Source organism: Spirillospora sp. CA-142024 (assembly GCF_050942325.1).
Classification (GTDB): Bacteria; Actinomycetota; Actinomycetes; order Streptosporangiales; family Streptosporangiaceae; genus Spirillospora.
Map to the genome: position 1 here is coordinate 3,749,419 of NZ_CP192077.1, position 18,971 is coordinate 3,768,389.

At 72.7% G+C, this 18,971-nt stretch carries 20 protein-coding genes; 9 read left to right on the forward strand and 11 right to left on the reverse strand.

What is annotated here, in order from left to right; genetic code table 11:
• The first annotated feature begins 15 nt into the window (after positions 1-15).
• Positions 16-1,542, forward strand: a complete 1,527-nt coding sequence (gene glpK / locus ACQPZP_RS18135) for a glycerol kinase GlpK (RefSeq protein ID WP_433478785.1) — start codon at positions 16-18, stop codon at positions 1,540-1,542.
• Here the strand turns inward: glpK and ACQPZP_RS18140 are convergent.
• Positions 1,539-2,690 (reverse strand): acyl-CoA dehydrogenase family protein, encoded by a 1,152-nt coding sequence (locus ACQPZP_RS18140; RefSeq protein ID WP_433478786.1) that lies wholly within the window; start codon positions 2,688-2,690, stop codon positions 1,539-1,541. The two genes, glpK and ACQPZP_RS18140, sit on opposite strands and share 4 nt — an antisense overlap.
• A 119-nt stretch (positions 2,691-2,809) precedes the next feature.
• On the opposite strand from ACQPZP_RS18140, the gene ACQPZP_RS18145 reads away from it, so the two are divergent.
• The 4 genes from ACQPZP_RS18145 (at position 2,810) to ACQPZP_RS18160 (ending at position 6,813) form a co-directional block, all read left to right on the forward strand.
• Entirely contained in the window at positions 2,810-3,496 is a 687-nt protein-coding gene (locus ACQPZP_RS18145; protein ID WP_433478787.1) for a GntR family transcriptional regulator, read from the forward strand.
• Between the two features lie 67 nt (positions 3,497-3,563).
• A complete protein-coding gene (locus tag ACQPZP_RS18150; RefSeq protein WP_433478788.1) occupies positions 3,564-4,364 on the forward strand; it encodes an enoyl-CoA hydratase/isomerase family protein in 801 nt (266 codons plus the stop codon).
• Positions 4,365-4,378: 14 nt separating this feature from the next.
• Positions 4,379-5,560, forward strand: coding sequence for an acyl-CoA dehydrogenase family protein (locus ACQPZP_RS18155; protein WP_433478789.1), 1,182 nt, complete (start codon positions 4,379-4,381; stop codon positions 5,558-5,560).
• Complete coding sequence (locus ACQPZP_RS18160; protein WP_433478790.1) at positions 5,557-6,813, forward strand: CaiB/BaiF CoA transferase family protein; 1,257 nt, start codon at positions 5,557-5,559, stop codon at positions 6,811-6,813. The genes ACQPZP_RS18155 and ACQPZP_RS18160 overlap by 4 nt, the downstream gene beginning before the upstream one ends.
• A 13-nt stretch (positions 6,814-6,826) precedes the next feature.
• Here the strand turns inward: ACQPZP_RS18160 and ACQPZP_RS18165 are convergent, their stop codons facing one another.
• The 4 genes from ACQPZP_RS18165 to ACQPZP_RS18180 all read right to left on the reverse strand — a co-directional run bounded on the left by ACQPZP_RS18165 (position 6,827) and on the right by ACQPZP_RS18180 (position 10,422).
• Positions 6,827-7,603: an ABC transporter ATP-binding protein gene (locus ACQPZP_RS18165; RefSeq protein ID WP_433478791.1), complete on the reverse strand. Its 777-nt coding sequence runs from the start codon at positions 7,601-7,603 to the stop codon at positions 6,827-6,829.
• Complete coding sequence (locus tag ACQPZP_RS18170) at positions 7,603-8,697, reverse strand: FecCD family ABC transporter permease (RefSeq protein WP_433478792.1); 1,095 nt, start codon at positions 8,695-8,697, stop codon at positions 7,603-7,605. The genes ACQPZP_RS18165 and ACQPZP_RS18170 overlap by 1 nt, the downstream gene beginning before the upstream one ends.
• Positions 8,690-9,763, reverse strand: a complete 1,074-nt coding sequence (locus ACQPZP_RS18175; protein WP_433478793.1) for an ABC transporter substrate-binding protein — start codon at positions 9,761-9,763, stop codon at positions 8,690-8,692. Before ACQPZP_RS18175 ends, ACQPZP_RS18170 begins: the two co-directional genes overlap by 8 nt.
• Before the next feature lie 71 nt (positions 9,764-9,834).
• Positions 9,835-10,422 (reverse strand): hypothetical protein, encoded by a 588-nt coding sequence (locus tag ACQPZP_RS18180; RefSeq protein ID WP_433478794.1) that lies wholly within the window; start codon positions 10,420-10,422, stop codon positions 9,835-9,837.
• A gap of 103 nt (positions 10,423-10,525) precedes the next feature.
• Here ACQPZP_RS18180 and ACQPZP_RS18185 point away from each other — a divergent pair, with 103 nt between their 5' ends.
• From ACQPZP_RS18185 to ACQPZP_RS18195, 3 genes are all read left to right on the forward strand, one after another.
• The gene (locus ACQPZP_RS18185) at positions 10,526-11,386 is read left to right on the forward strand and encodes a helix-turn-helix transcriptional regulator (RefSeq protein WP_433478795.1); all 861 of its coding nucleotides are present in this window, start codon (positions 10,526-10,528) and stop codon (positions 11,384-11,386) included.
• Between the two features lie 111 nt (positions 11,387-11,497).
• A complete protein-coding gene (locus ACQPZP_RS18190) occupies positions 11,498-12,508 on the forward strand; it encodes an aldo/keto reductase (protein WP_433478796.1) in 1,011 nt (336 codons plus the stop codon).
• Entirely contained in the window at positions 12,508-13,485 is a 978-nt protein-coding gene (locus ACQPZP_RS18195) for a quinone oxidoreductase family protein (RefSeq protein ID WP_433478797.1), read from the forward strand. Before ACQPZP_RS18190 ends, ACQPZP_RS18195 begins: the two co-directional genes overlap by 1 nt.
• 3 nt (positions 13,486-13,488) lie before the next feature.
• Here ACQPZP_RS18195 and ACQPZP_RS18200 read toward each other — a convergent pair whose 3' ends face one another.
• Positions 13,489-14,259, reverse strand: a complete 771-nt coding sequence (locus tag ACQPZP_RS18200; RefSeq protein ID WP_433478798.1) for a class I SAM-dependent methyltransferase — start codon at positions 14,257-14,259, stop codon at positions 13,489-13,491.
• Position 14,260: 1 nt separating this feature from the next.
• The gene (locus tag ACQPZP_RS18205) at positions 14,261-14,836 is read right to left on the reverse strand and encodes a peroxiredoxin-like family protein (RefSeq protein WP_433478799.1); all 576 of its coding nucleotides are present in this window, start codon (positions 14,834-14,836) and stop codon (positions 14,261-14,263) included.
• A gap of 68 nt (positions 14,837-14,904) precedes the next feature.
• Between ACQPZP_RS18205 and ACQPZP_RS18210 the strand changes: the two genes are divergently transcribed.
• Positions 14,905-15,522: a TetR/AcrR family transcriptional regulator gene (locus ACQPZP_RS18210; protein ID WP_433478800.1), complete on the forward strand. Its 618-nt coding sequence runs from the start codon at positions 14,905-14,907 to the stop codon at positions 15,520-15,522.
• Between the two features lie 11 nt (positions 15,523-15,533).
• Here the strand turns inward: ACQPZP_RS18210 and ACQPZP_RS18215 are convergent, their stop codons facing one another.
• The 4 genes from ACQPZP_RS18215 to ACQPZP_RS18230 are packed head-to-tail and all read right to left on the reverse strand — an operon-like array spanning position 15,534 to position 18,971.
• Positions 15,534-16,610 carry an NAD(P)H-dependent flavin oxidoreductase gene (locus tag ACQPZP_RS18215; RefSeq protein ID WP_433478801.1) on the reverse strand — a complete coding sequence of 359 codons (1,077 nt, stop codon included), beginning with the start codon at positions 16,608-16,610 and terminating at the stop codon, positions 15,534-15,536.
• Entirely contained in the window at positions 16,610-17,371 is a 762-nt protein-coding gene (locus tag ACQPZP_RS18220; RefSeq protein ID WP_433478802.1) for a CoA-transferase subunit beta, read from the reverse strand. The genes ACQPZP_RS18215 and ACQPZP_RS18220 overlap by 1 nt, the downstream gene beginning before the upstream one ends.
• A complete protein-coding gene (locus ACQPZP_RS18225) occupies positions 17,368-18,228 on the reverse strand; it encodes a CoA transferase subunit A (protein WP_433478803.1) in 861 nt (286 codons plus the stop codon). The genes ACQPZP_RS18220 and ACQPZP_RS18225 overlap by 4 nt, the downstream gene beginning before the upstream one ends.
• A complete protein-coding gene (locus ACQPZP_RS18230) occupies positions 18,225-18,971 on the reverse strand; it encodes an enoyl-CoA hydratase family protein (RefSeq protein WP_433478804.1) in 747 nt (248 codons plus the stop codon). Before ACQPZP_RS18230 ends, ACQPZP_RS18225 begins: the two co-directional genes overlap by 4 nt.

The window sequence follows — 18,971 nt, forward strand, 5'->3', positions numbered from 1 at the left end:
GGGAGGGGGCCGATCGTGACCGAACGTTACGTGATGTCGATCGACCAGGGCACCACGTCGACCCGGTGCATCCTGTTCGACCACGGTGGCCGCCTTGTGTCGGTGGCGCAGCGCGAGCACCGGCAGCATTTCCCGAAACCCGGCTGGGTCGAGCACGATCCGATGGAGATCTGGCGCAACCTTGAGCGCATCGCTCCCGAGGCCCTGGCTCAGGCGGGCGTCACGACGAACCAGGTCGCGGCCGTCGGCATCGCCAACCAGCGCGAGACGACCGTCCTGTGGGACCGGCTGACCGGCGTCCCGATCGGCCGCGCCATCGTCTGGCAGGACATGCGCACCGGAACCCTGGTGGACGAGCTCGGCCGCGCCCCGGGCGCCGCGATGGTCACCGAGCGCAGCGGGCTGCCGCTGGCCACCTACTTCTCCGCGCCGCGCATCCGCTGGATGCTCGATCACACGCCCGGCCTGCGCGAACGCGCCGAACGCGGCGAGGTCCTGTTCGGGACGATGGAGAGCTGGCTGATCTGGAACCTCAGCGGCGGTGTCGACGGCGGCGTCCACGTCACCGACGTGACCAACGCCAGCCGCACCCTCCTCATGGACCTGCACACGCTGAGCTGGGACGACGGCCTGCTCGACTTCTTCGGCGTGCCGAAGGCGATGCTGCCGGAGATCAGGTCGTCCACCGAGACGTACGGGACGGCCCGCCGCGTCTTCCCCGGCGTGCGCGTCGGCGCCGCCCTCGGTGACCAGCAGGCCGCCCTGTTCGGGCAGACGTGCTTCTCCCCGGGCGAGACCAAGTGCACCTACGGGACCGGCGCGTTCCTGCTGATGAACACCGGGACGACGCCGGTCAAGTCGGACAACGGGCTGCTCACCACCGTGGGCTACAAGATCGGCGACGAGCCCGCGGTGTACGCCCTGGAGGGCTCGATCGCGATCACGGGTGCGCTCGTCCAGTGGTTCCGGGACGGCCTCGGGCTGATCACCAGCGCGCCCGAGATCGAGACCCTGGCCCGGACGGTCGACGACAACGGCGGCTGCTACATCGTCCCGGCGTTCTCCGGGCTCTTCGCCCCGCACTGGCGCAGCGAGGCCCGCGGAATCATCGTCGGGCTCACGTCCTACATCACCAAGGGCCACCTGGCGCGGGCCGTGCTGGAGGCGACGGGCTGGCAGACCCGCGAGGTCGTGGACGCCATGAACGCCGACTCCGGGCTCAGCCTGAAGGAGCTGAAGGCCGACGGCGGCATGACGTCCGACAACCTCGTCATGCAGATGGTCGCCGACGTGCTGAACGTGCCGGTGGCGCGGCCGATGGTGGTCGAGACGGTGTCGCTCGGCGCCGCCTACGCCGCCGGGCTCGCCGTCGGCTACTGGGCGGGGCTCGAAGGGCTGCGCCGCAACTGGCACCGGGCCGCCCGGTGGGTTCCGGCCATGGAGCCGGGACGGCGCGCCGCCGAGTACGACAACTGGAAACGGGCCGTGGAGCGCACGTTCGACTGGATCCGGGCGGGGGAGGACCCGGCCTCCACTCCCTAGATCCGGTGCCGTCCGATGAGCTGCTTGACGATCACGTTGCGCTGGATCTCGTTCGTCCCCTCGCCGACGATCATGAGCGGGGCGTCGCGGAAGTAGCGCTCGACGTCGAACTCGGTGGAGTAGCCCGCCGCGCCGTGGATGCGGACCGCGTTCAGTGCGATCTGCATCGCCGCTTCGGACGCGTACAGCTTGGCCATGCCCGCCTCCATGTCGCACCGCTCGCCGGCGTCGAGGCGTTCGGCGGCGTCGAGGGTGAGCAGGCGCGCCGCCTGGAGCTGGGTGGCCATGTCGGCGAGGTAGTTGCCGACGGACTGGTGCATCCAGATCGGCTTGCCGAACGCCTCACGTTCCTGGGCGTAGCGCAGGGAGTCCTCCAGGGCGGCCCGCCCGACGCCCAGCGCACGCGCCGCGACCTGGATGCGGCCCACTTCCAGGCCGCGCATCATCTGGGCGAAGCCGCGTCCCTCCTCGCCGCCGAGCACCGCGTCCAGCGGTGCCTCGTAGCCGTCGAACGACAGCTCGCAGCTCTCCACGCCCTTGTAGCCGAGCTTGGGCAGGTCACGGGAGACGGTCAGGCCGGGCCCCTGCTCGACCAGCAGGATGCTGATCCCCTTGTGCCGGGGAGACGCGGCGGGGTCGGTCTTGCACATCAGCGCGATAAGGCCCGACCTGCGCGCGTTGGTGATCCACATCTTGGCGCCGTCGACGACGTAGCGGTCGCCGTCCCGCCGCGCGGTCGTGCCCATCGCCTGCAGGTCGGAGCCGCCGGACGGCTCGGTGAGCGCCATCGTGGCGCGCAGCTCGCCGGTCGCCATCCGGGGCAGGTACCGGGACTTCTGCTCCTCGGTGCCGAAGACCGCGAGCAGGTGGGAGACGACCGTGTGGCCGCCGAACGCGCCCGCGAGGGTCATCCAGCCGCGTGCCAGCTCCTCGGTGACGAGCGCGTAGCACGCTTTGGAGACGCTGACGTCGCCGTACGGCTCGGGCACGGCGAGCCCGTAGACGCCGAGTTCCTTCATGCGGTCGATGAGGTGTCCGGGGTAGGAGTCCGCGTGCTCCAGGTCGCGGGCGGCGGGACGGACCTCCTTGTCGACGAAGTCCGCGACGACCTCGACGATGGCGCGCTCCTCGGCGCTGAGCGTGAACACGGCTGCCGTTCTCCTCCCGCGTCGCTGCGGTATCTCATATATTTGATTTGAAAATACCGGCTGTCAACGGCGCGGCCGTCCAATGATGTGATCACCCTCAGGCAGGCGCACGGGAGACGATGACTGTGGCCCTTTCCGGTGACCAGGCCCTCGGCAGGCGCCGCCAGCTGAGCGACGAGGTGGCCGCCTATGTCCGCGAGCTCATCATGTCGGGCCAGGTCAGGCACGGGGAGTTCCTGCGCCTGGAGCGGATCGCCGAGGACCTCGGGATCAGCGTCACCCCCGTCCGGGAGGCGCTGCTGTCGCTGCGCGGGGAGGGCTTCGTCACGCTGGAGCCGCGGCGCGGGTTCATGCCGGCGCCGCTGACCCGGCAGGACGTCCAGGACCTGTTCGAGGCCCAGGCGTACTTCGCCGGCGAGCTGGCCGCCCGCGCGGCCGGGAAGATCACCGAGACGGAGCTGGAGTCCCTCGACCGGACGCAGGCGCTGCTGGAGGAGGCGTCGAAGTCACGGGACTCGGCGGCCATCGAACGCGCCAACCACGAGTTCCACCGGGTGATCAACCTGTGCGCCGGGTCGCCCAAGACGTCCTGGCTGCTGCAGCTCGTGGTCCGGTACGCGCCGCGCCGCTTCTATTCCAGCATCGAAGGCTGGACCCAGGCGTCGGTAGACGACCACCACCTCGTCCTCGCCGCGCTGCGGGCCGGGGACGCCGACGGCGCGCGGCAGGCTATGCGCGCCCACATCCGGCACGCGGGCACCCTGCTGGTGGTGCATCTGGAGGGGCAGGGTTTCTGGGAGGAGTGACGGCGGGCGCCCTCTTCCAATTGTCACGTCTCCTCTCATATCGTATAAAAAATTTCCAGGAGGGTTGATGGACGACCGGGACGCCGAACCGGCGCGCGAGCCCGTGGTCACCACCGCCGACCACGGTCCGGCACGGGTGGTCACGCTGAACCGGCCCGAGGCCCGCAACGCGATCGACATGGCGATGCGGGAGTCCCTCCTGGACGAGTTGCGGCGCGCGGCGGACGACCCCGATGTCCGGGCCATCGTGCTGACCGGCGCGGGCGGGACGTTCTCGGCGGGCGGCGACGTCCGGTCGATGGAGGGGGCCGGTCCCGATGCCGTCCGGGCCAGGCTCGCGCCCGTGCACAAGGCGGTCCGGCTCATCGCGACCTGCGGGACGCCGGTGATCGCGGCCGTCGAGGGCGCCGCCGCCGGCCTCGGCGTCTCCCTGGCCGCCGTGTGCGACCACGTGGTCGCCGCCGAGGACGCCCGGTTCGTCGCCGCCTTCGGCAAGGTCGGCCTCGTCGCGGACGGCGGGCTGCTCTGGACGCTCCCGCAGCGCGTCGGCATGGGCCGCGCCAAGGAGATGCTCGTGTTCGGCCGGACCGTGCCCGCCTCCCGCGCCTTCGAGATCGGCCTCGCCGACTCCCTCGCCCCGCCGGGCAGGGCCCTGGAGGCCGCCCTCGAACGCGCCGCCGAGGCCGCTGCGCTCGCTCCGCTGTCGGTCGCCGCGGCCAAGCGCCTCCTGGCCCGCGCCGACCACAGCCTCAAGCGGCTGCTGGAGGCGGAGCGGGAGGAGCAGGCCGTCCTGTTCGGCAGCGCCGACTTCGCCGAGGGCCGCGCCGCGTTCGCCGAGCGCCGCCCGCCGCGCTTCGAGGGCCGCTAGGGGAGGAGCAGATCGTGAGCAGGCTGCAGCAGACCCACGGGCTGTCGGACGAGCAGCGGGAGATCATCGCGACCGTCCGGGCGTTCGCCGACAAGGAGATCATCCCGGTCGCGACCCGGCTGGAGCACGCCGACGAGTACCCGCAGGCGATCGTGGACGGCATGAAGGACCTCGGGCTCTTCGGCCTGACGATCGGTGAGGAGCACGGCGGGCTCGGCGAGTCGCTGCTGACGTACGCGCTGGTCGTGGAGGAGCTGTCGCGGGGCTGGATGAGCGTGTCCGGCATCGTCAACACCCACTTCATCGTCGCCTGGATGATCGCCCATCACGGCACGCCCGAGCAGAAGGCGCACTACCTGCCGAAGATGGCGACCGGCGAGATCCGCGGCGCGTTCTCGATGTCGGAGCCCGGGTGCGGCTCGGACGTCTCGGCCATCAGGACCCGCGCCGTCCCGGACGGGGACGACCACGTCATCGACGGCCAGAAGATGTGGCTGACGAACGGCGGCTCGGCCAACCTCGTCGCCACCCTCGTCAAGACCGACCCCGAGGCCGGTCATCGCGGCATGACCACCTTCCTCGTCGACAAGTCCCCGGGCTTCGGCGAGGTCGCGCCCGGCCTCACCGTCCCCGGCAAGATCGAGAAGATGGGCTACAAGGGCGTCGACACCACCGAGCTGATCTTCGACGGGTACCGCATCCCGTCCGCCCAGATCCTCGGCGGGACGCCCGGCCGCGGCTTCTACCAGATGATGGACGGCGTCGAGGTCGGCCGCGTCAACGTGGCGGCGCGCGGGTGCGGCGTGGCCAGGCGCGCGTACGAGCTGGCCCTCGACTACGCGCGGCGGCGCGAGACGTTCGGCCGGCCGATCGCCGAGCACCAGGCCGTCCTGTTCCGGCTCGCGGAGATGGCGACCAAGGTCGAGGCCGCGCACCAGATGATGGTGATGGCGGCGCGCCGCAAGGACTCCGGCGAGCGCAACGACCTTGAGGCGGGCATGGCCAAGTACCTTGCCAGCGAGTACTGCAAGGAGGTCGTCGAGGACGCCTTCCGCATCCACGGCGGCTACGCCTACTCCAAGGAGTACGAGATCGAACGCCTCTACCGGGAGGCCCCCATGCTCCTGATCGGCGAGGGCACCGCCGACATCCAAAAAATGATCATCGGCCGCAGACTCCTGGAGACCGGCCGATGACCGCAGCAGAGCGAGGATCGTCGGCCGGCCGGCCTGCGGGGGTCTGGGGGCGTTCCTCGGACGTCGGCGGGCTTCCGCTGGAGGGGGTCACCGTTGTCGCGCTGGAGCAGGCGGTGGCGGCGCCGTTCGCCACGCGGCAGCTCGCCGACCAGGGTGCACGCGTCATCAAGATCGAGCGGGTGGACGGCGGCGATTTCGCCCGCGCCTACGACACGGGCGTGCGCGGCGGGCTCGGCACGCACTTCGCCTGGCTCAACCGGTCCAAGGAGTCGGTGGCGCTCGACCTCAAGCAGGACGAGGGACGCGAGATCCTCGCAGATCTGGTCGCCGGCGCCGACGTTTTCCTGCAGAACCTGGCGCCCGGTGCGGCGGCGCGGCTCGGGTTCGGCGCGGACGTCCTGCGGGCCCGCGACCCCCGGCTGATCGTGGTCGACATGTCCGGATACGGGACGCGGGGCCCGTACCGGGACAAGCGGGCCTACGACATGCTCGTCCAGGCCGAGGCCGGGCTGATCTCGGTCACCGGCACGCCGGAGACGCCGGCGAAGGCGGGCTCGCCGCTGGCCGACATCGCGGCCGGCATGTACGCCTTCTCGGGGACGCTCGCCGCGCTCGTCCGGCGCGGCACCACCGGGCGGGGCGCCTCGATCGAGATCACCATGTTCGACGCGGTCGCCGAGTGGATGAGCCAGGCGATGTACACGACGCTCTACACGGGTTCGCCTCCGCCGCGCACCCGGCTGAGCCACCCCGTGATCACCCCCTACGACGCCTACCCGACCTCGGACGGCGTGGACGTGGTCATCGGCGTCCAGAACGACCGCGGCTGGGCGGCCCTGGCCACGGGCGTGCTGGACCGGCCCGACCTGGTGACCGACCCCGAGTACGCGACGAACCAGGCGCGGGTTCGCAACCGGGAGAAGGTGGACGCCATCGTCGCCGGCGTCACGTCCCGCATGGGACGGGACGAACTGCTGCGGCGGCTCGACGAGGCGGACGTCCCGAACGCGTCCCTGAACGACGCCCACGGCCTGATCGCCCATCCGCAGCTCGCCGAGCGGGACCGCTGGCGCGAGGTGGGCTCCCCGGTCGGCGACATCCGGGCGCTCCTGCCGCCGATCGCGTTCGCGGACGCCGAGCCCCGCATGGACCCGATCCCGGCACTCGGCGAGCACACCGATGCCGTCCTGCGCGAGCTGGGCCGCGATGACACCGCCATCGCGGCCCTCCGCTCCGCCGGAACCGTCGCCTAACCCGGCAAGGGCGTCATGGTCCGCCGCCCAGGGCCGCGACCGCGATGTGGGGACGGCCGGTGATCGGATGGGCGCCGATGTGCGCCCGCACACCGAACACCTCGGCGACGAAGTCCGGCGTCAGCACCTCCAGCGGCGGACCCGACGCCCGGACCGTCCCGTGTTCCAGCACCACGAGGTGATCGCAGTAGGCGGCGGCGTGGTCCAGGTCGTGCAGCGCGGCCAGCAGCGTGAGGCCGAGGGACCTGACCAGGTCGAGCAGGTCGAGCTGCGCGCGGACGTCGAGGTGGTTGGTCGGCTCGTCCAGGATCAGCAGCGGCGCTTCCTGCGCCAGCGCCCGCGCCACGAGGACGCGCTGCCGCTCCCCGCCCGAGAGGGTCGAGAACAGCCGCCCGGACGCGTGGCCGAGGCCGACGCGTTCGAGCGACTCGCCGATCACGGCCCGGTCCGCCGCGTTCTCCCGGTCGAGGACGCCCTTGTGCGGAGCGCGTCCCATCGCGACGACCTCGGAGACGGAGAACTCTCCGGAGAGGTCGCCGTGCTGGGTGAGGACGGCCCGCCGCCGTGCCGCCCGCCGGGCCTTCATGTGCCACAGGTCGTCCCCGCCGAGCAGGACGGCGCCGGCGGCCGGGCGCAGCGAGCGGTACACGGTGCGCAGCAGCGTCGACTTGCCGCTGCCGTTCGGCCCGATGAGCCCGACGAACGCGCCCGGCTCGGCGACCAGGTCCACCCCGGACACGATCGGCGTGCCGTCGATCTCGGCGGTGACGCCCGCGATGACCAGCCGCATCAGTGCGCACCTCCCGGGCGCCGCCGCAGCAGCCAGAGGAAGAACGGCACCCCGAGGCCGGTGGTGAAGATGCCGATGGGCAGCTCGTTCGGCCGGTCCGCGGTGCGGGCGGCGATGTCGACGGCGACGAGGAACACCGCGCCCGCCAGGGACGCGACGGGCAGCACCCGCCGGTGGTCGGCGCCGACCAGGAAACGTGCGGCGTGCGGCACCATCAGCCCGACGAAACCGATCCCGCCGACGACGCTGACGCAGGTCGCGGTGAGCAGCGAGGCGATGACGAGAAGCGAGATCCGCAGGGCCTGCACCGATGTGCCGAGCCCGGCGGCCGCGTCGTCCCCGGCCATCAGCGCGTTCATGTTCCGCCCCTGAAGGAGCAGGAAGGCCGTGCACGCCGCGATCACCGCGGCGGGCAGGCCGAGGTCGGACCAGGCCGCGCCCGCGACGCTGCCCATGAGCCAGAACATCAGGCCCTGCAACTCGGCCGGGTTCACCTGCAGCTGGACGTAACTCGTCGCGGCCGAGCAGAGGTACCCCACCGCGACCCCGGCCAGGACGAGCCGGGAGTCGAGCAGCCGCCCGCCGCGCTGCGCCAGCGCGTACACCGCGAGGACGCTCAGCACCGCCGTCGTGAACGCCGCGCCGGTCACCCCGATGCCGCCGAGGGCCGCCGCGCCGAACGAGATGACCAGCACCGCGCCCAGCGAGGCTCCGGCGGAGACGCCGAGGACGTAGGGGTCGGCGAGCGGGTTGCGGACGAGGGCCTGCAGCGCGACCCCGGCGACGCTGAGTCCGGCCCCGGCCAGCGCCGCGACCAGCACGCGGGGGGTCCGGATCTCCCAGATCACCTGGTCGCGCAGCGGGTCGGGCGACGAGGCGCCGGTGACGTGGGCGCCGACGACGCGCCAGACCGCGCCGGCGGGCAGGTTCACCGATCCGATGGAGATCGCCGCGATGGTGACGGCGACCAGGGCGGCGGCGAGGCCCGCGATCAGGACGCCGGTCGCGCGGCCCGACACCATGTGCGGGCCGCGCCGCGCGCCGCCGGCCTGCCGCGCGGCGGGCGTTCCGGCGGCGGTCCGGGTGTCAGGCATCGGGGTGCACCACTTTCGCGATCTTCTCGACGGCCCAGGCGTTGAGCGGTCCGAGGAACGCGCCGTCCGCGACGGCCGTGTGGGTGCGCGTCCTGGACGCCTGCCATTGCGGATAGGCCCGGAACAGCTCGTCCGCCTCGGCGGCCGGGTCCTCGGAGGGGGTGAACGCGCCCACCACCAGGACGTCCACCTTCGCGGTCGCGAGCTGCTCCTTGGTCAGGGTGCTGGTCACGTCCCTGGAGCGTCCGGCGAAGGCGTTGACGCCGCCCGCCGCGGCGATGACGTCGTCGGTGATCCGCCCGGTCAGCACGGCCGGGAGCCCGTTCGCGTTCATCATCGACATCCCCGGATACACGATGAGCACCCGCTTGGGGGGCTTCCCGGCGACCCGGCCGCGCACGGCGTCGATCCGCCGCCGCAGGTCCGCCGAGACGTCCGCCGCCTTCCGCTGGACGTCGAAGACCCTGCCGAGCAGTGTCAGGAACTCGTAGGACGAGCCGATGGAGATCCGCTCGTAGGCGCGTCTTTCCGCCTCGCCGGCGTCCGGTTTGCCGTAGGCGCAGTTCACCGGGTTGACGAGGGTGTTGATCCCGGCCGCTGCGAGCTGCTCGCGGGTGGCGAGCCCCCGCTTGGCGTCGAACCCGCCCGACCAGGTGGACACGACCAGGTCGGGCTTGGCCGCGAGGACCTGCTCGGCGGGCACTTCGAAGTTGCGGTTCATGGTGAGCCCGCCGGTGCGCATCGCCTTGATCGCCGCGACCATCGACGGGTCGTCCGACACCCCGTAGGACTGGGCGTTGGCGAGGACGTTCCGCTGCAGCCCGAGCAGGACGAAGCTCTCGGACTCGGCGACGGACGTGCCGTTGAGGATCAGCACGCGCTGCGGCGGCCGTGTGAAGGTCACCTTCTGGCCGCAGTTGCGGATCGTCAGCGGATACGACGTGGGGCCGGGCGCGGCCGGAGCGGCGGCGGGCTCCTCGTCCGCGGACGGTGTGGAGCAGCCCGCGAGCGCGACGGCCGCCATTGCGGCCAGCATGGCAAGACGGGACGGCTTGCGATCGAACATGGGGGATTTCCCTTTTCCGGTGGTCGGATGGCATGCCGAAGGCACGCCGGACCACCCGCCGGGCGGCGGGGTCAGGCGGCGTGCCGGAGGACCACCGGGGGACCGCGGCGGGAGACCGCGCGGGCCAGCAGGACGCCGAGACGCGGCGCCGGGTCGGCGGCGACGACCACCCGCCACGGCGGGCGGTGCGGCGACGCCGGGCGGATCGCCACCCGGACGAGGACGATCGCGAAGACGGCGCCGAACAGCCACCAGACGGCGTGCTCGGCACCGGACAGCAGGATCGCCGCGGCGACCGCGGCGACGGCGTGCCCGGCCAGCATCGACGGGCCCATCGCGAGGCCGGGCGGCGCGGCCGGAACAGCGGCCGGCTCCATGTGGTGGGCAGGGGACGAGCCCGCGAGCGCGAACGCCAGGTGGAAGGCGAGCTGTGCCCACCCGACGACGGCGAGGATCCGGGGGAACGACATCATCCGGCCGGCCAGGCCCACGCACAGCGTGCCCACCACGGCGCCCGCGCCGAGGACCGCTGGGAGCGGCGGCAGGCAGCACTTCCCATCACCGCCGAGAACGTGCCCGCCGAGCGCGAGCATCGTGCACGAGGCCGCGAGGAACCCGCCGCGCGCGAAGCGCGCGGGCGACGTCCCCGAGCCGATCATGGCGACAGCCTAGGCCCCGGCCGCGGGGGCCGCTCCACCGCCTACGCGATCATGGTCGGTGCTCGCTCGGACCGCCTCCCGGAGTGCCGGATATCGTGGCCGTATGGCCAGCCAGACTCCCGCCTCAGCCCCCGGCCGCCGCCGCGACGAGTTGCGCGACTTCCTGCGCACCCGCCGGGCCCGGCTCACCCCCGCCGACGTCGGCATGCCCGACGGGGGACGGCGGCGGACACCGGGCCTGCGCCGCGAGGAGGTCGCGGTGCTCGCCGGGGTCGGGGTGTCCTGGTACACGTGGCTGGAGCAGGGCCGCGACATCAAGGTGTCCGGGGACGTGCTCGACGCCATCGGCCGTGCGCTGCGGCTCGACGGCGCCGAGCGCGAGCACCTGTACCTGCTGGCCGGCCTGAACCCGCCGCAGGCCGAGGTGGGCCCCGCCGTCCCGATAACGCCGGAGCTGCAGCGGGTGCTGGACGCGTGGTCGCCGCGGCCCGCCTACGTGCGCGACCGGCACTGGAACTTCGTCGCGATCAACGATGCCGCCCGCGAGGTCTTCGGGTACGGCGACACCGACCACAACTGCCTGGTGACGTACTTCACGAACGTCCGGTACCGGTCGATGCACACGCACTGGGCCGCCGCCGCACCCGACGTCGTCGCGCGGTTCCGCGCGGACGTCGCCCGCCATCCCGACGATCCGGAGTTCGGCCGGCTCATCGAGGACATGATCGCGGTCAGCCCGGAGTTCGCCGAGCTGTGGCCCCGCCACGAGGTGAGCGCGAACGCGCAGGCGGTCAAGGGGATCAGGCATCCGGACGCGGGCGAGCTGATCTTCGAGGGCACCCTGCTGCCGCTGGCCGACCGTCCGGGCCACCATCTGGTGCTGCACAACCCGCGGCCGGGGACGGGCACGCAGGAACGCCTCGAAAAGCTGATGGCCCGCCGCGGCCTGGCAGCCGCCAGCTGACCTTCCCGGCGCCAGGCTGGTGGTGCCACACCCAGGATGAACGGAGTCTGTCACCCCGCCGGCCCTTCCAGCACGATCGTCCTCAGAACGAGAACCATGAAGGGAATCTCAATGAGGACGCGTGAATTCGCCGGGACGCGGGTCGGTGCGGTCGGGCTCGGGTGCATGGGAATGAGCTGGGCTTACAGCGAGTCGGAACGCGACGACGAGCACTCCGTCGCGCTGATCCGGGAGGCGCTCGACCTCGGCGTGACGTTCCTGGACACCGCGCAGCCCTACGGCGACGGCCACAACGAGACCCTCGTCGGGCGGGCCGTCGCCGGGCGCCGGGACGAGGCGGTCGTGGCGACCAAGACGGGTCTGGTCGTGGAGTCGATGGCCACCAGGAAGATCGTCCGGAACGGCAGGCCGGAGCATGTCAAGGCGTCCGCGGAGGAGAGCCTGCGCCGTCTCGGGACCGACGTGATCGACCTGTACTACCTGCATCGGGTCGACCCGGAGGTGCCGCTGGCCGACAGCTGGGGCGCGATGGCGGAGCTGGTAGCCGAGGGCAAGGTCCGCAGGCTCGGCCTGTCGGAGGTCGGCGTTGCGCAGGCCACCGAGGCGCACGCGATCCACCCGGTCGCGGCCGTCCAGTCCGAGCTGTCCCTGTGGACGCGCGACGCGATGGGCGCGCCCGGCGCGGTGGCGGGCATCTTGCCGGGCGACACCCCCGGCACGGGGGAGGGCCCCGGCGACGTGGTCGGGTGGTGCGCCGCCAACGGTGCCGCGTTCGTGCCGTTCTCGCCGCTCGGCCGCGGCTTCCTCACCGGGACGGTCACCGGCGCCGAATTCGAGGACACCGACTTCCGCGGCGGCAACCCCCGTTTCCAGGAGGACGCGCTGAAGGCCAATCTGCGCATCGTCGACGTCGTGAAGGCGGTCGCCGCCCGGCACGGCGCCACGCCCGCGCAGGTCGCGATCGCCTGGACGCTCGCGCAGGGCGAGCATGTCATCCCGATCCCCGGCACCAAGAAGCAGCGGTACCTGCACGACAACGCCGGCGCCGCCGGCCTGGAGCTCACCGAGGCCGATCTGGCCGAACTGGACGACGTCCCCGCGGCCGTGGGAGGGCGGTACTGATGAAGGCGGTCACGATTCCCGAGTTCGGCGGCGCGGACGTCCTGCGCCGGGCCGAGGTGGAGGTTCCCGAGCCCGGCCCGGGCCAGGTGTCCATCGACGTCGCGTACGCGGGCGCGAACTTCGCCGAGGTCCTGTACCGGCAGGGCGTGGCGGACGTTCCGCTGCCGTTCGTGCCGGGCATCGAGGTGTCCGGGCACGTCCGCGCGGTGGGCCCGGACGTCGAGGGGTTGCGCAGGGGCCAGCCCGTCGCCGCCCTGACGATCGTGGACAGCGGCGGCTACGCCGAGGTCGCGGTCACCTCCGCCGACCTCGTCGCGCCGCTCGACGGACTGGACCTCGGGCTGGACGTCGCGGCGGCCGTCCCGTCCAACGGCACCACCGCGTTCCTCGTCCTCGACCGCGTCGCGCGCATCGAACCGGGCGAGACGGTGCTGGTGCACGCGGCGGCCGGGGGAGTGGGCAGCCAGCTCGGCCAGGCCGCCCGGCTGCTCGGCGCGGGCCGGGTGGCCGGCACGGTCGGCGGCCCCGCCAAGATCGAGACCGCGCGCGGGTTCGGCTACGACGACGTCGTGCTCCGCGACGACCTGCCGGGCGAGGTCGCGGGCCTCACCGGCGGGCGCGGGTTCGACATCGTCGTCGACATGGTCGGCGGTCCGGCCCGCCGCGCCAGCCTCGACGCCCTCGCCCCGATGGGGCGGATGGTCGTGATGGGGAACGCGTCCGGTGCCGACGATGTCGGCGTCCCGGCGAACGAGCTGTGGTTCACCAACAAGACCGTGTCGGGGTTCAACCTGGCGGCGTTCGCCGGGGTGTCACCGGCCGAGGCGGGACGGGCGTTGCGGCGGGCCGTCGCGGCCGCCGCCTCGGGCGACCTTCGGGTCCAGGTCGAGGAACTGCGCTTGGAGCAGGCCGCCGAGGCGCACAAGCGCATCGAGTCGGGCGCCACGACCGGCAAGCTCGTCCTCGCGGTGAGCTGACCGTCAGGACGCGACGACCAGCCAGGCCGTGCTGCGCAGCCGGACGCCCTCGGGTGTCTCGAACGCGCGGGCCGCGTCTGTGAGCGCGGCCCGCGCCTTGCGTTCCTCGCCCTCGCCGACGAGGTCGCGGGACGCTCCCCACGCGAGAACGAACGCGGCGGCGGCCTCCGCGTCGGGGCCGAGATCGATGTGGATCTCCACCGGTTCGGCGTGCACCTGCCTGAACCCGGCCTTGCCGAGGACCGCCGCGATGCGGTCGGGATCGGCCAGCGAGTGCACGTCGGCCGGTGGTGCGCCCGCCGGTCGCGGCGGCGCGACCGATGCGATCACCTTCGGGAGGTCGTTGCCGTCCGGCGGGCCGATGGTCGCGAACACGAGCCGGCCTCCGTCCCGCAGGGCGCGCCGGACGTTCGCGAACGCCGCCGCGGGGTCGCGGAAGAACATCACCCCGAAGCGGCTGATCGCCACATCGAATCCCCCGGTGGGAAAGGGGTGTGCCTGCGCGTCCCCTGCCTCGAAGGTCACGTTGCGCAGGCCTTCGTCGTCCGCGAATGCGCGGGCCTGGGCCAGCAGCGGCTCCACGATGTCGTTGCCGAGCACATGCCCGTCTGCGGCGAGCCGGGCGGCGTGTCGCGTGGTGGCGCCATAGCCGCAGCCGATGTCGAGCACGCGGTCGGCGGGACGGACCGAAGCGGCCCGGAACAGGGCGGGATCGAAGCCGCCGCAGACCACCTCGTAGCGGGCGGCGTCCTCGACGCGGTCGAACGCGCTCATCTCAGTGCCTCTCTGACGGGTTCGGGGCCTGCGCGGCGAGGGAGAGCAGTTCGTCGACCGTCCACTGGTCGTAGGCGTGTTCGCCGTACTTGGCCGCCACGAGGCGGCCGTCGCCGCCGATGAGGAAGTCGGCGGGCAGGCCGAAGCGCCCGCCGTCGGGCCACAGCCTGGGGGCTCGCTCCCGGCCCCGGACGATCTTCCAGGTGCCGATGGCGGCGGCCCGGGCGACCGTCCACCAGACGCGCGGATCGAGGAGGGCGCGGCGCGCGGACTCGACGCCGAACTCCGCGTACAGCCGTTTCCGCGGGTCGCCGACCACTGCGAACGGCAGGCCGCCCACGTGCTCGCGCAGTTCCTCCGCGGTCGAGTGGAAGACGACCACCTCGCGGACCCCGGCGGCCTCGATCTCGTCGTGCCGCACCACGATCGAGCGCAGGTGCAGGTTGCAGATGGGGCAGCCCGCGAAGCGGCGGAACTGCAGATGGACGAGCCGGCCGGGGTCGGGGACCGGCACGGGCGGGCCGTCGACCGGGGTCAGCTCCCGTGCCGGGACGTCGGAACCGGGCGCGAGGTGCATGGGCGCTCCCTGTAGGTGTATGTCGTACGCCTACGATCGTAAGCGTATGCCGTACGCTGTCAAGTGCCATGCCTCGACCACGCTCGCTCAGCCCCGAGCGGCTCGCCGGAGCCGCGCTCGCCGTCATCGACCGGGACGGGCTCGCCGGGCTGTCCATGCGCGCCGTCGCCAAGGAACTGGGGATGAGCACCATGGCGCTCTACCGGTACGTGCGCGACCGCGAGGAGCTGGAAGGGCTCGTCGTCGACCTCGTGTACGCCGAGGTCGACCCCGCGCCGCCGCCCGGGGGACCATGGGAGGCTCGGATCGAGACCATGGCCCTGCGGTTGCGGGACGCGTTCGGCGCCCACGCGTCGATCATGCCGCTGACGCTCACCCACCGGCACGACTCGGCGGGGTCGCTGTGCTGGGGCGAGACGGTCGCAGGCATCCTCGCGGACGCGGGCATCACGGGGCCGCGTGCCGCCATCGCGCTGCGCGCGCTGCTCGCCTACATCGTCGGCGCGATCCAGCTGGAGCACCTGGGCGCGCTGTCAGGGGAGGGGACCGCCGCCATCGCCGGGCTGCCCGCCGGCGAATTCCCCCACATGGCCGGGACCGCGCGGCACGCCCGTGACATCGGCCCCGAAGAAGAGTTCCGCGGGGGGCTGGCGGCCGTGCTGCGCGGCCTGCGCGTACCGGACTGACGCGTACCGGCCTAACGCGTACCGGGCTGACGCGCCAGGAGCGTCTGCTGCGCGGCGATGGCCTCGGCGGCCCGTGTCACGATCCCGTCGATCAGCGCGGCACAGGTCGGCAGGTCGTCGATGACGCCGACGACCTGGCCGGACGCCATCACGCCGAGGTCCGGGCGGCCGTCCACCATGGCCGCCTTCAGCAGCATCGGGGTGTTGGCGGCCATCAGGACCTGCGACCACGACAGGTCCTTGCCGTGCTTCATCGCCTTCCCGTCGGAGATCATCTGGCGCCACGACATGCCGGACAGCCGCTTGAACCGGGCGCCGTTGCGCAGGGCCCGGACGAGCCCGCCGACCCGGCCGGAGCCCTCCAGGGCGTCGACCAGCTCGCTGCGCAGCACCCGGTGCGGCATCCCGTCCACCCGTCGCGTCACCACGGTCTCGCCGGTCTCCAGGTACACCTGCTTGACCGCGTCCGGCACCGAGCTGTCGGACGTCAGGAGGAACCGGGTGCCCATCGCGACGCCCGCCGCGCCGTAGGCGAGCGCCGCGGCGAGGCCGCGCCCGTCGAAGAAGCCGCCGGCCGCGATGACCGGGATGTCGACGGCGTCCACGACCTGCGGCAGCAGCAGCGTGGTGGCGACGGCGCCGGTGTGCCCGCCGCCTTCGCCGCCCTGGACGAGGACCGCGTCCGCGCCCCAGCCCGCGACCTTCTCCGCGTGCCGCCGCGCGCCGACCGACGGGATCACGACGAGCCCTGCGTCCTTGAGCTTGGCGATCAGCTCCTTCTTCGGCGCGAGCGCGAACGACGCGACCTTCACGCCCTCCTTGATGAGCAGGTCGATGCGGTCGCCCGCGTCGCCGGCGTCGGCGCGCAGGTTGACGCCGAACGGCGCGTCCGTGCGGTCCTTCACCTCGCGGATCGCGTCCGCGAGCTGATCGAGCGTCATCGTCGCGGACGCCAGGATCCCGAGACCGCCCGCGTTCGCCACGGCCGTGACGAGCCGCGGCCCGGCCACCCATCCCATGCCGGTCTGGACGACCGGGTGCCGCACGCCCGCCAGCCGGGTCAGCGGCGTATCGAGCAGCTGGTCCATCAGGAGGGGACCTCTCTCTCGCGCAGCCCCTTCGGGTCGAGGACCTCGCGCATGATCCGCAGCTCCTCGCCGTCCGGCGTCCTCGTCTCGGGGACCTCGTCGGGGACGGCCAGCTCGAAGCCCGTCGCGGCCACCACGTCGCCGGCGCTCACCCCGGGGTGGACGGAGCGGAGCCGCATGCGCCTGTCCGGAGTGTCGAAGTCGAGGACGGCCAGGTCGGTCACCACGGCGCGGATCTCGTGCGCGCCGCGGTCCCAGCCGACGCCGCTCACCATGTCGACCTTCTCGGTGAACACCCGCGTCGAATGCTTCGGCACCCAGTAGCTCGTCGTGTTCAGCAGCGTGTTCCCGGGCCCGCCGCGCACCCCGAGCAACTGCCGCGATGGCCGGTCCCAGTCGCCGATGCAGGAGATGTTGGTGTTGCCGTGCGCGTCGATCTGGCTCGGTCCCATCACGACGTGCCGGCGCCCGTTCAGGACGAGCCACAGGTGGTCGCGGAACGGCAGCCAGCCCTCGGCCGTCTCGGCCGACCCGCCGAGCGGGACGGGCGCGGCGCTCAGCGTCGGCCCGCCGTCGGTCGTCAGCAGTCCGGGCGCGAACGTCGCCCGCGCCAGCCGGGACCCCAGCATCGGCACGAATCCGGCCACCGCCGCCGCGACGATCTCCCCGTCGCCGCGGAACAGGTCCGCGCACGCCGCGGCGCACACCTCGGCCCTCGTGACCTCGGCTTTCGTGACATCGGCCCTCGTCGCAGCGCTCATCGGGACTCCTCCCGCCAGACCCGGACGGCGTCCTGGTACGCGGCCTCGTCGCCGGACAGGAAACGGTCGCTGAAGGCCGCCCACTTCTCCGGGTCGGCCGCCGACTGCGCGTACAGCTTCTGGAATTTCTCGTCCCGCCCGAAGTCGGGCACGCAGTCGGTGAAGTGGGCGCCGTTCGGCGTCTCCACCACGCCCGTCACCTGCGACCGGTTGATCAGCAGCGACTGGATCGGCCCCTCCTTGGCGAAGTCGGCCGTGTCGACGAGGCGCTCGCACGACACGTACGTCCGGTCCGCGGCCTTCGCGAACAGGTCGTCCATGTAGGGGTCGGGGCCGAGGTACTGGGCGTTGCCGCGTGCGTCGGCGCGGTTCATGTGCACCAGCGCCACGTCCATCTTCAGGGCGGGGACGGCGACGAGCTCCTGGCCGTCCTCGTACGGCGACCGGATCGTCCGCAGCTCCGGGTTGACCTTCATCACGTCAGAGCCGAGCCCGGCCGGGGTGGGCAGGAACGGCAGCCGGTGCGCCGCCGCGTACAGCCCGAACATGAACATGCCCTCGTCGTACTCGGTCAGCTCGATCGCTGCGGACTGCCGCGCCTGCCGGAAATGCGGCTCCAGCGGGATCGAGTCCATGGTCACGAACGCGGTGACCAGCCGCCGGATCTTCCCGGCCGCGCACAGCAGGCCCACGTCCGGGCCGCCGTAGGCCACCACGGTCAGGTCGGTGACGGGGGAGCGGAGGATCGCCCGGACCAGGGCCATCGGCTTGCGGCGCGAGCCCCAGCCGCCGATCCCGACCGTCATGCCGCTCTCCAGCGACCCGGCGACGTCCTCGACCGACAGAACCTTGCTCATTCCGCCCCCTTGGCGACGAAGGCGTCGCGGTGCTCGTCGCCCGCGCCGACGAGGTTGAGCTCGAACGTGAAGCCCTGCTCGTAGCGGTAGCTGCGCCTGACGTCGACCGGGTCGATGCCGTTCAGCGACTCCTTGGCGCGCCGGATCACGTACCGGTCCTTGGCGGCGATGTCCGCGGCGACCTCCAGCGCCTTGGCGCGCAGCTCGCCCGCCGGGACGACCTCCAGCACCGAGCCGTGGTGGTGCAGTTCTTCGGCCGTGACGTTGCGGCACGTGTAGACCATCGCGCGCATCAGGTGCTGCGGGACGAGCCGGGCCAGATGGGTGGCGGCGCCGAGCGCGCCCCGGTCCACCTCGGGGAGGCCGAAGTACGCGTCCCGCGACGCGACGACGATGTCGGCGTTGCCGGCGAGGCCGACGCCGCCGCCGAGGCAGAAGCCGTGCACCGCGGCGACGACCGGGACCTCGCAGTCGTAGACGGCTGCGAACGCCGCGAAGCAGCCGCGGTTGGCGCCGACCAGCGCGGTGTGGCCCTCGGTGCTCTGCATCTCCTTGATGTCGACGCCCGCGTTGAAGCCCCGGCCCTCGGCGCGGAGCACGACGGCGCCGACCCCGGGATCGCGGCCCGCCGCGAGCACCGCGTCGGCCAGCCCGTACCAGCCCGCGACGGTCAGGGCGTTGACCGGCGGCGCGTCCACGACGATCTCGGCGACCCCGTCCAGGGTCGTGGTGGAGACTCCCAT

What these genes read in the sequence shown, in the direction of transcription:
- ACQPZP_RS18145 (WP_433478787.1), top strand. Translation starts at nt 2,810, where the DNA reads ATGACTGTGGCCCTTTCCGGTGACCAGGCCCTCGGCAGGCGCCGCCAG.
- ACQPZP_RS18150 (WP_433478788.1), top strand. Translation starts at nt 3,564, where the DNA reads ATGGACGACCGGGACGCCGAACCGGCGCGCGAGCCCGTGGTCACCACC.
- ACQPZP_RS18160 (WP_433478790.1), top strand. Translation starts at nt 5,557, where the DNA reads ATGACCGCAGCAGAGCGAGGATCGTCGGCCGGCCGGCCTGCGGGGGTC.
- ACQPZP_RS18165 (WP_433478791.1), bottom strand. Translation starts at nt 7,603, where the DNA reads ATGCGGCTGGTCATCGCGGGCGTCACCGCCGAGATCGACGGCACGCCG.
- ACQPZP_RS18170 (WP_433478792.1), bottom strand. Translation starts at nt 8,697, where the DNA reads ATGCCTGACACCCGGACCGCCGCCGGAACGCCCGCCGCGCGGCAGGCC.
- ACQPZP_RS18175 (WP_433478793.1), bottom strand. Translation starts at nt 9,763, where the DNA reads ATGTTCGATCGCAAGCCGTCCCGTCTTGCCATGCTGGCCGCAATGGCG.
- ACQPZP_RS18180 (WP_433478794.1), bottom strand. Translation starts at nt 10,422, where the DNA reads ATGATCGGCTCGGGGACGTCGCCCGCGCGCTTCGCGCGCGGCGGGTTC.
- ACQPZP_RS18185 (WP_433478795.1), top strand. Translation starts at nt 10,526, where the DNA reads ATGGCCAGCCAGACTCCCGCCTCAGCCCCCGGCCGCCGCCGCGACGAG.
- ACQPZP_RS18190 (WP_433478796.1), top strand. Translation starts at nt 11,498, where the DNA reads ATGAGGACGCGTGAATTCGCCGGGACGCGGGTCGGTGCGGTCGGGCTC.
- ACQPZP_RS18195 (WP_433478797.1), top strand. Translation starts at nt 12,508, where the DNA reads ATGAAGGCGGTCACGATTCCCGAGTTCGGCGGCGCGGACGTCCTGCGC.
- ACQPZP_RS18200 (WP_433478798.1), bottom strand. Translation starts at nt 14,259, where the DNA reads ATGAGCGCGTTCGACCGCGTCGAGGACGCCGCCCGCTACGAGGTGGTC.
- ACQPZP_RS18205 (WP_433478799.1), bottom strand. Translation starts at nt 14,836, where the DNA reads ATGCACCTCGCGCCCGGTTCCGACGTCCCGGCACGGGAGCTGACCCCG.
- ACQPZP_RS18210 (WP_433478800.1), top strand. Translation starts at nt 14,905, where the DNA reads ATGCCTCGACCACGCTCGCTCAGCCCCGAGCGGCTCGCCGGAGCCGCG.
- ACQPZP_RS18215 (WP_433478801.1), bottom strand. Translation starts at nt 16,610, where the DNA reads ATGGACCAGCTGCTCGATACGCCGCTGACCCGGCTGGCGGGCGTGCGG.
- ACQPZP_RS18220 (WP_433478802.1), bottom strand. Translation starts at nt 17,371, where the DNA reads ATGAGCGCTGCGACGAGGGCCGATGTCACGAAAGCCGAGGTCACGAGG.
- ACQPZP_RS18225 (WP_433478803.1), bottom strand. Translation starts at nt 18,228, where the DNA reads ATGAGCAAGGTTCTGTCGGTCGAGGACGTCGCCGGGTCGCTGGAGAGC.
- ACQPZP_RS18230 (WP_433478804.1), bottom strand. Translation starts at nt 18,971, where the DNA reads ATGGGAGTCTCCACCACGACCCTGGACGGGGTCGCCGAGATCGTCGTG.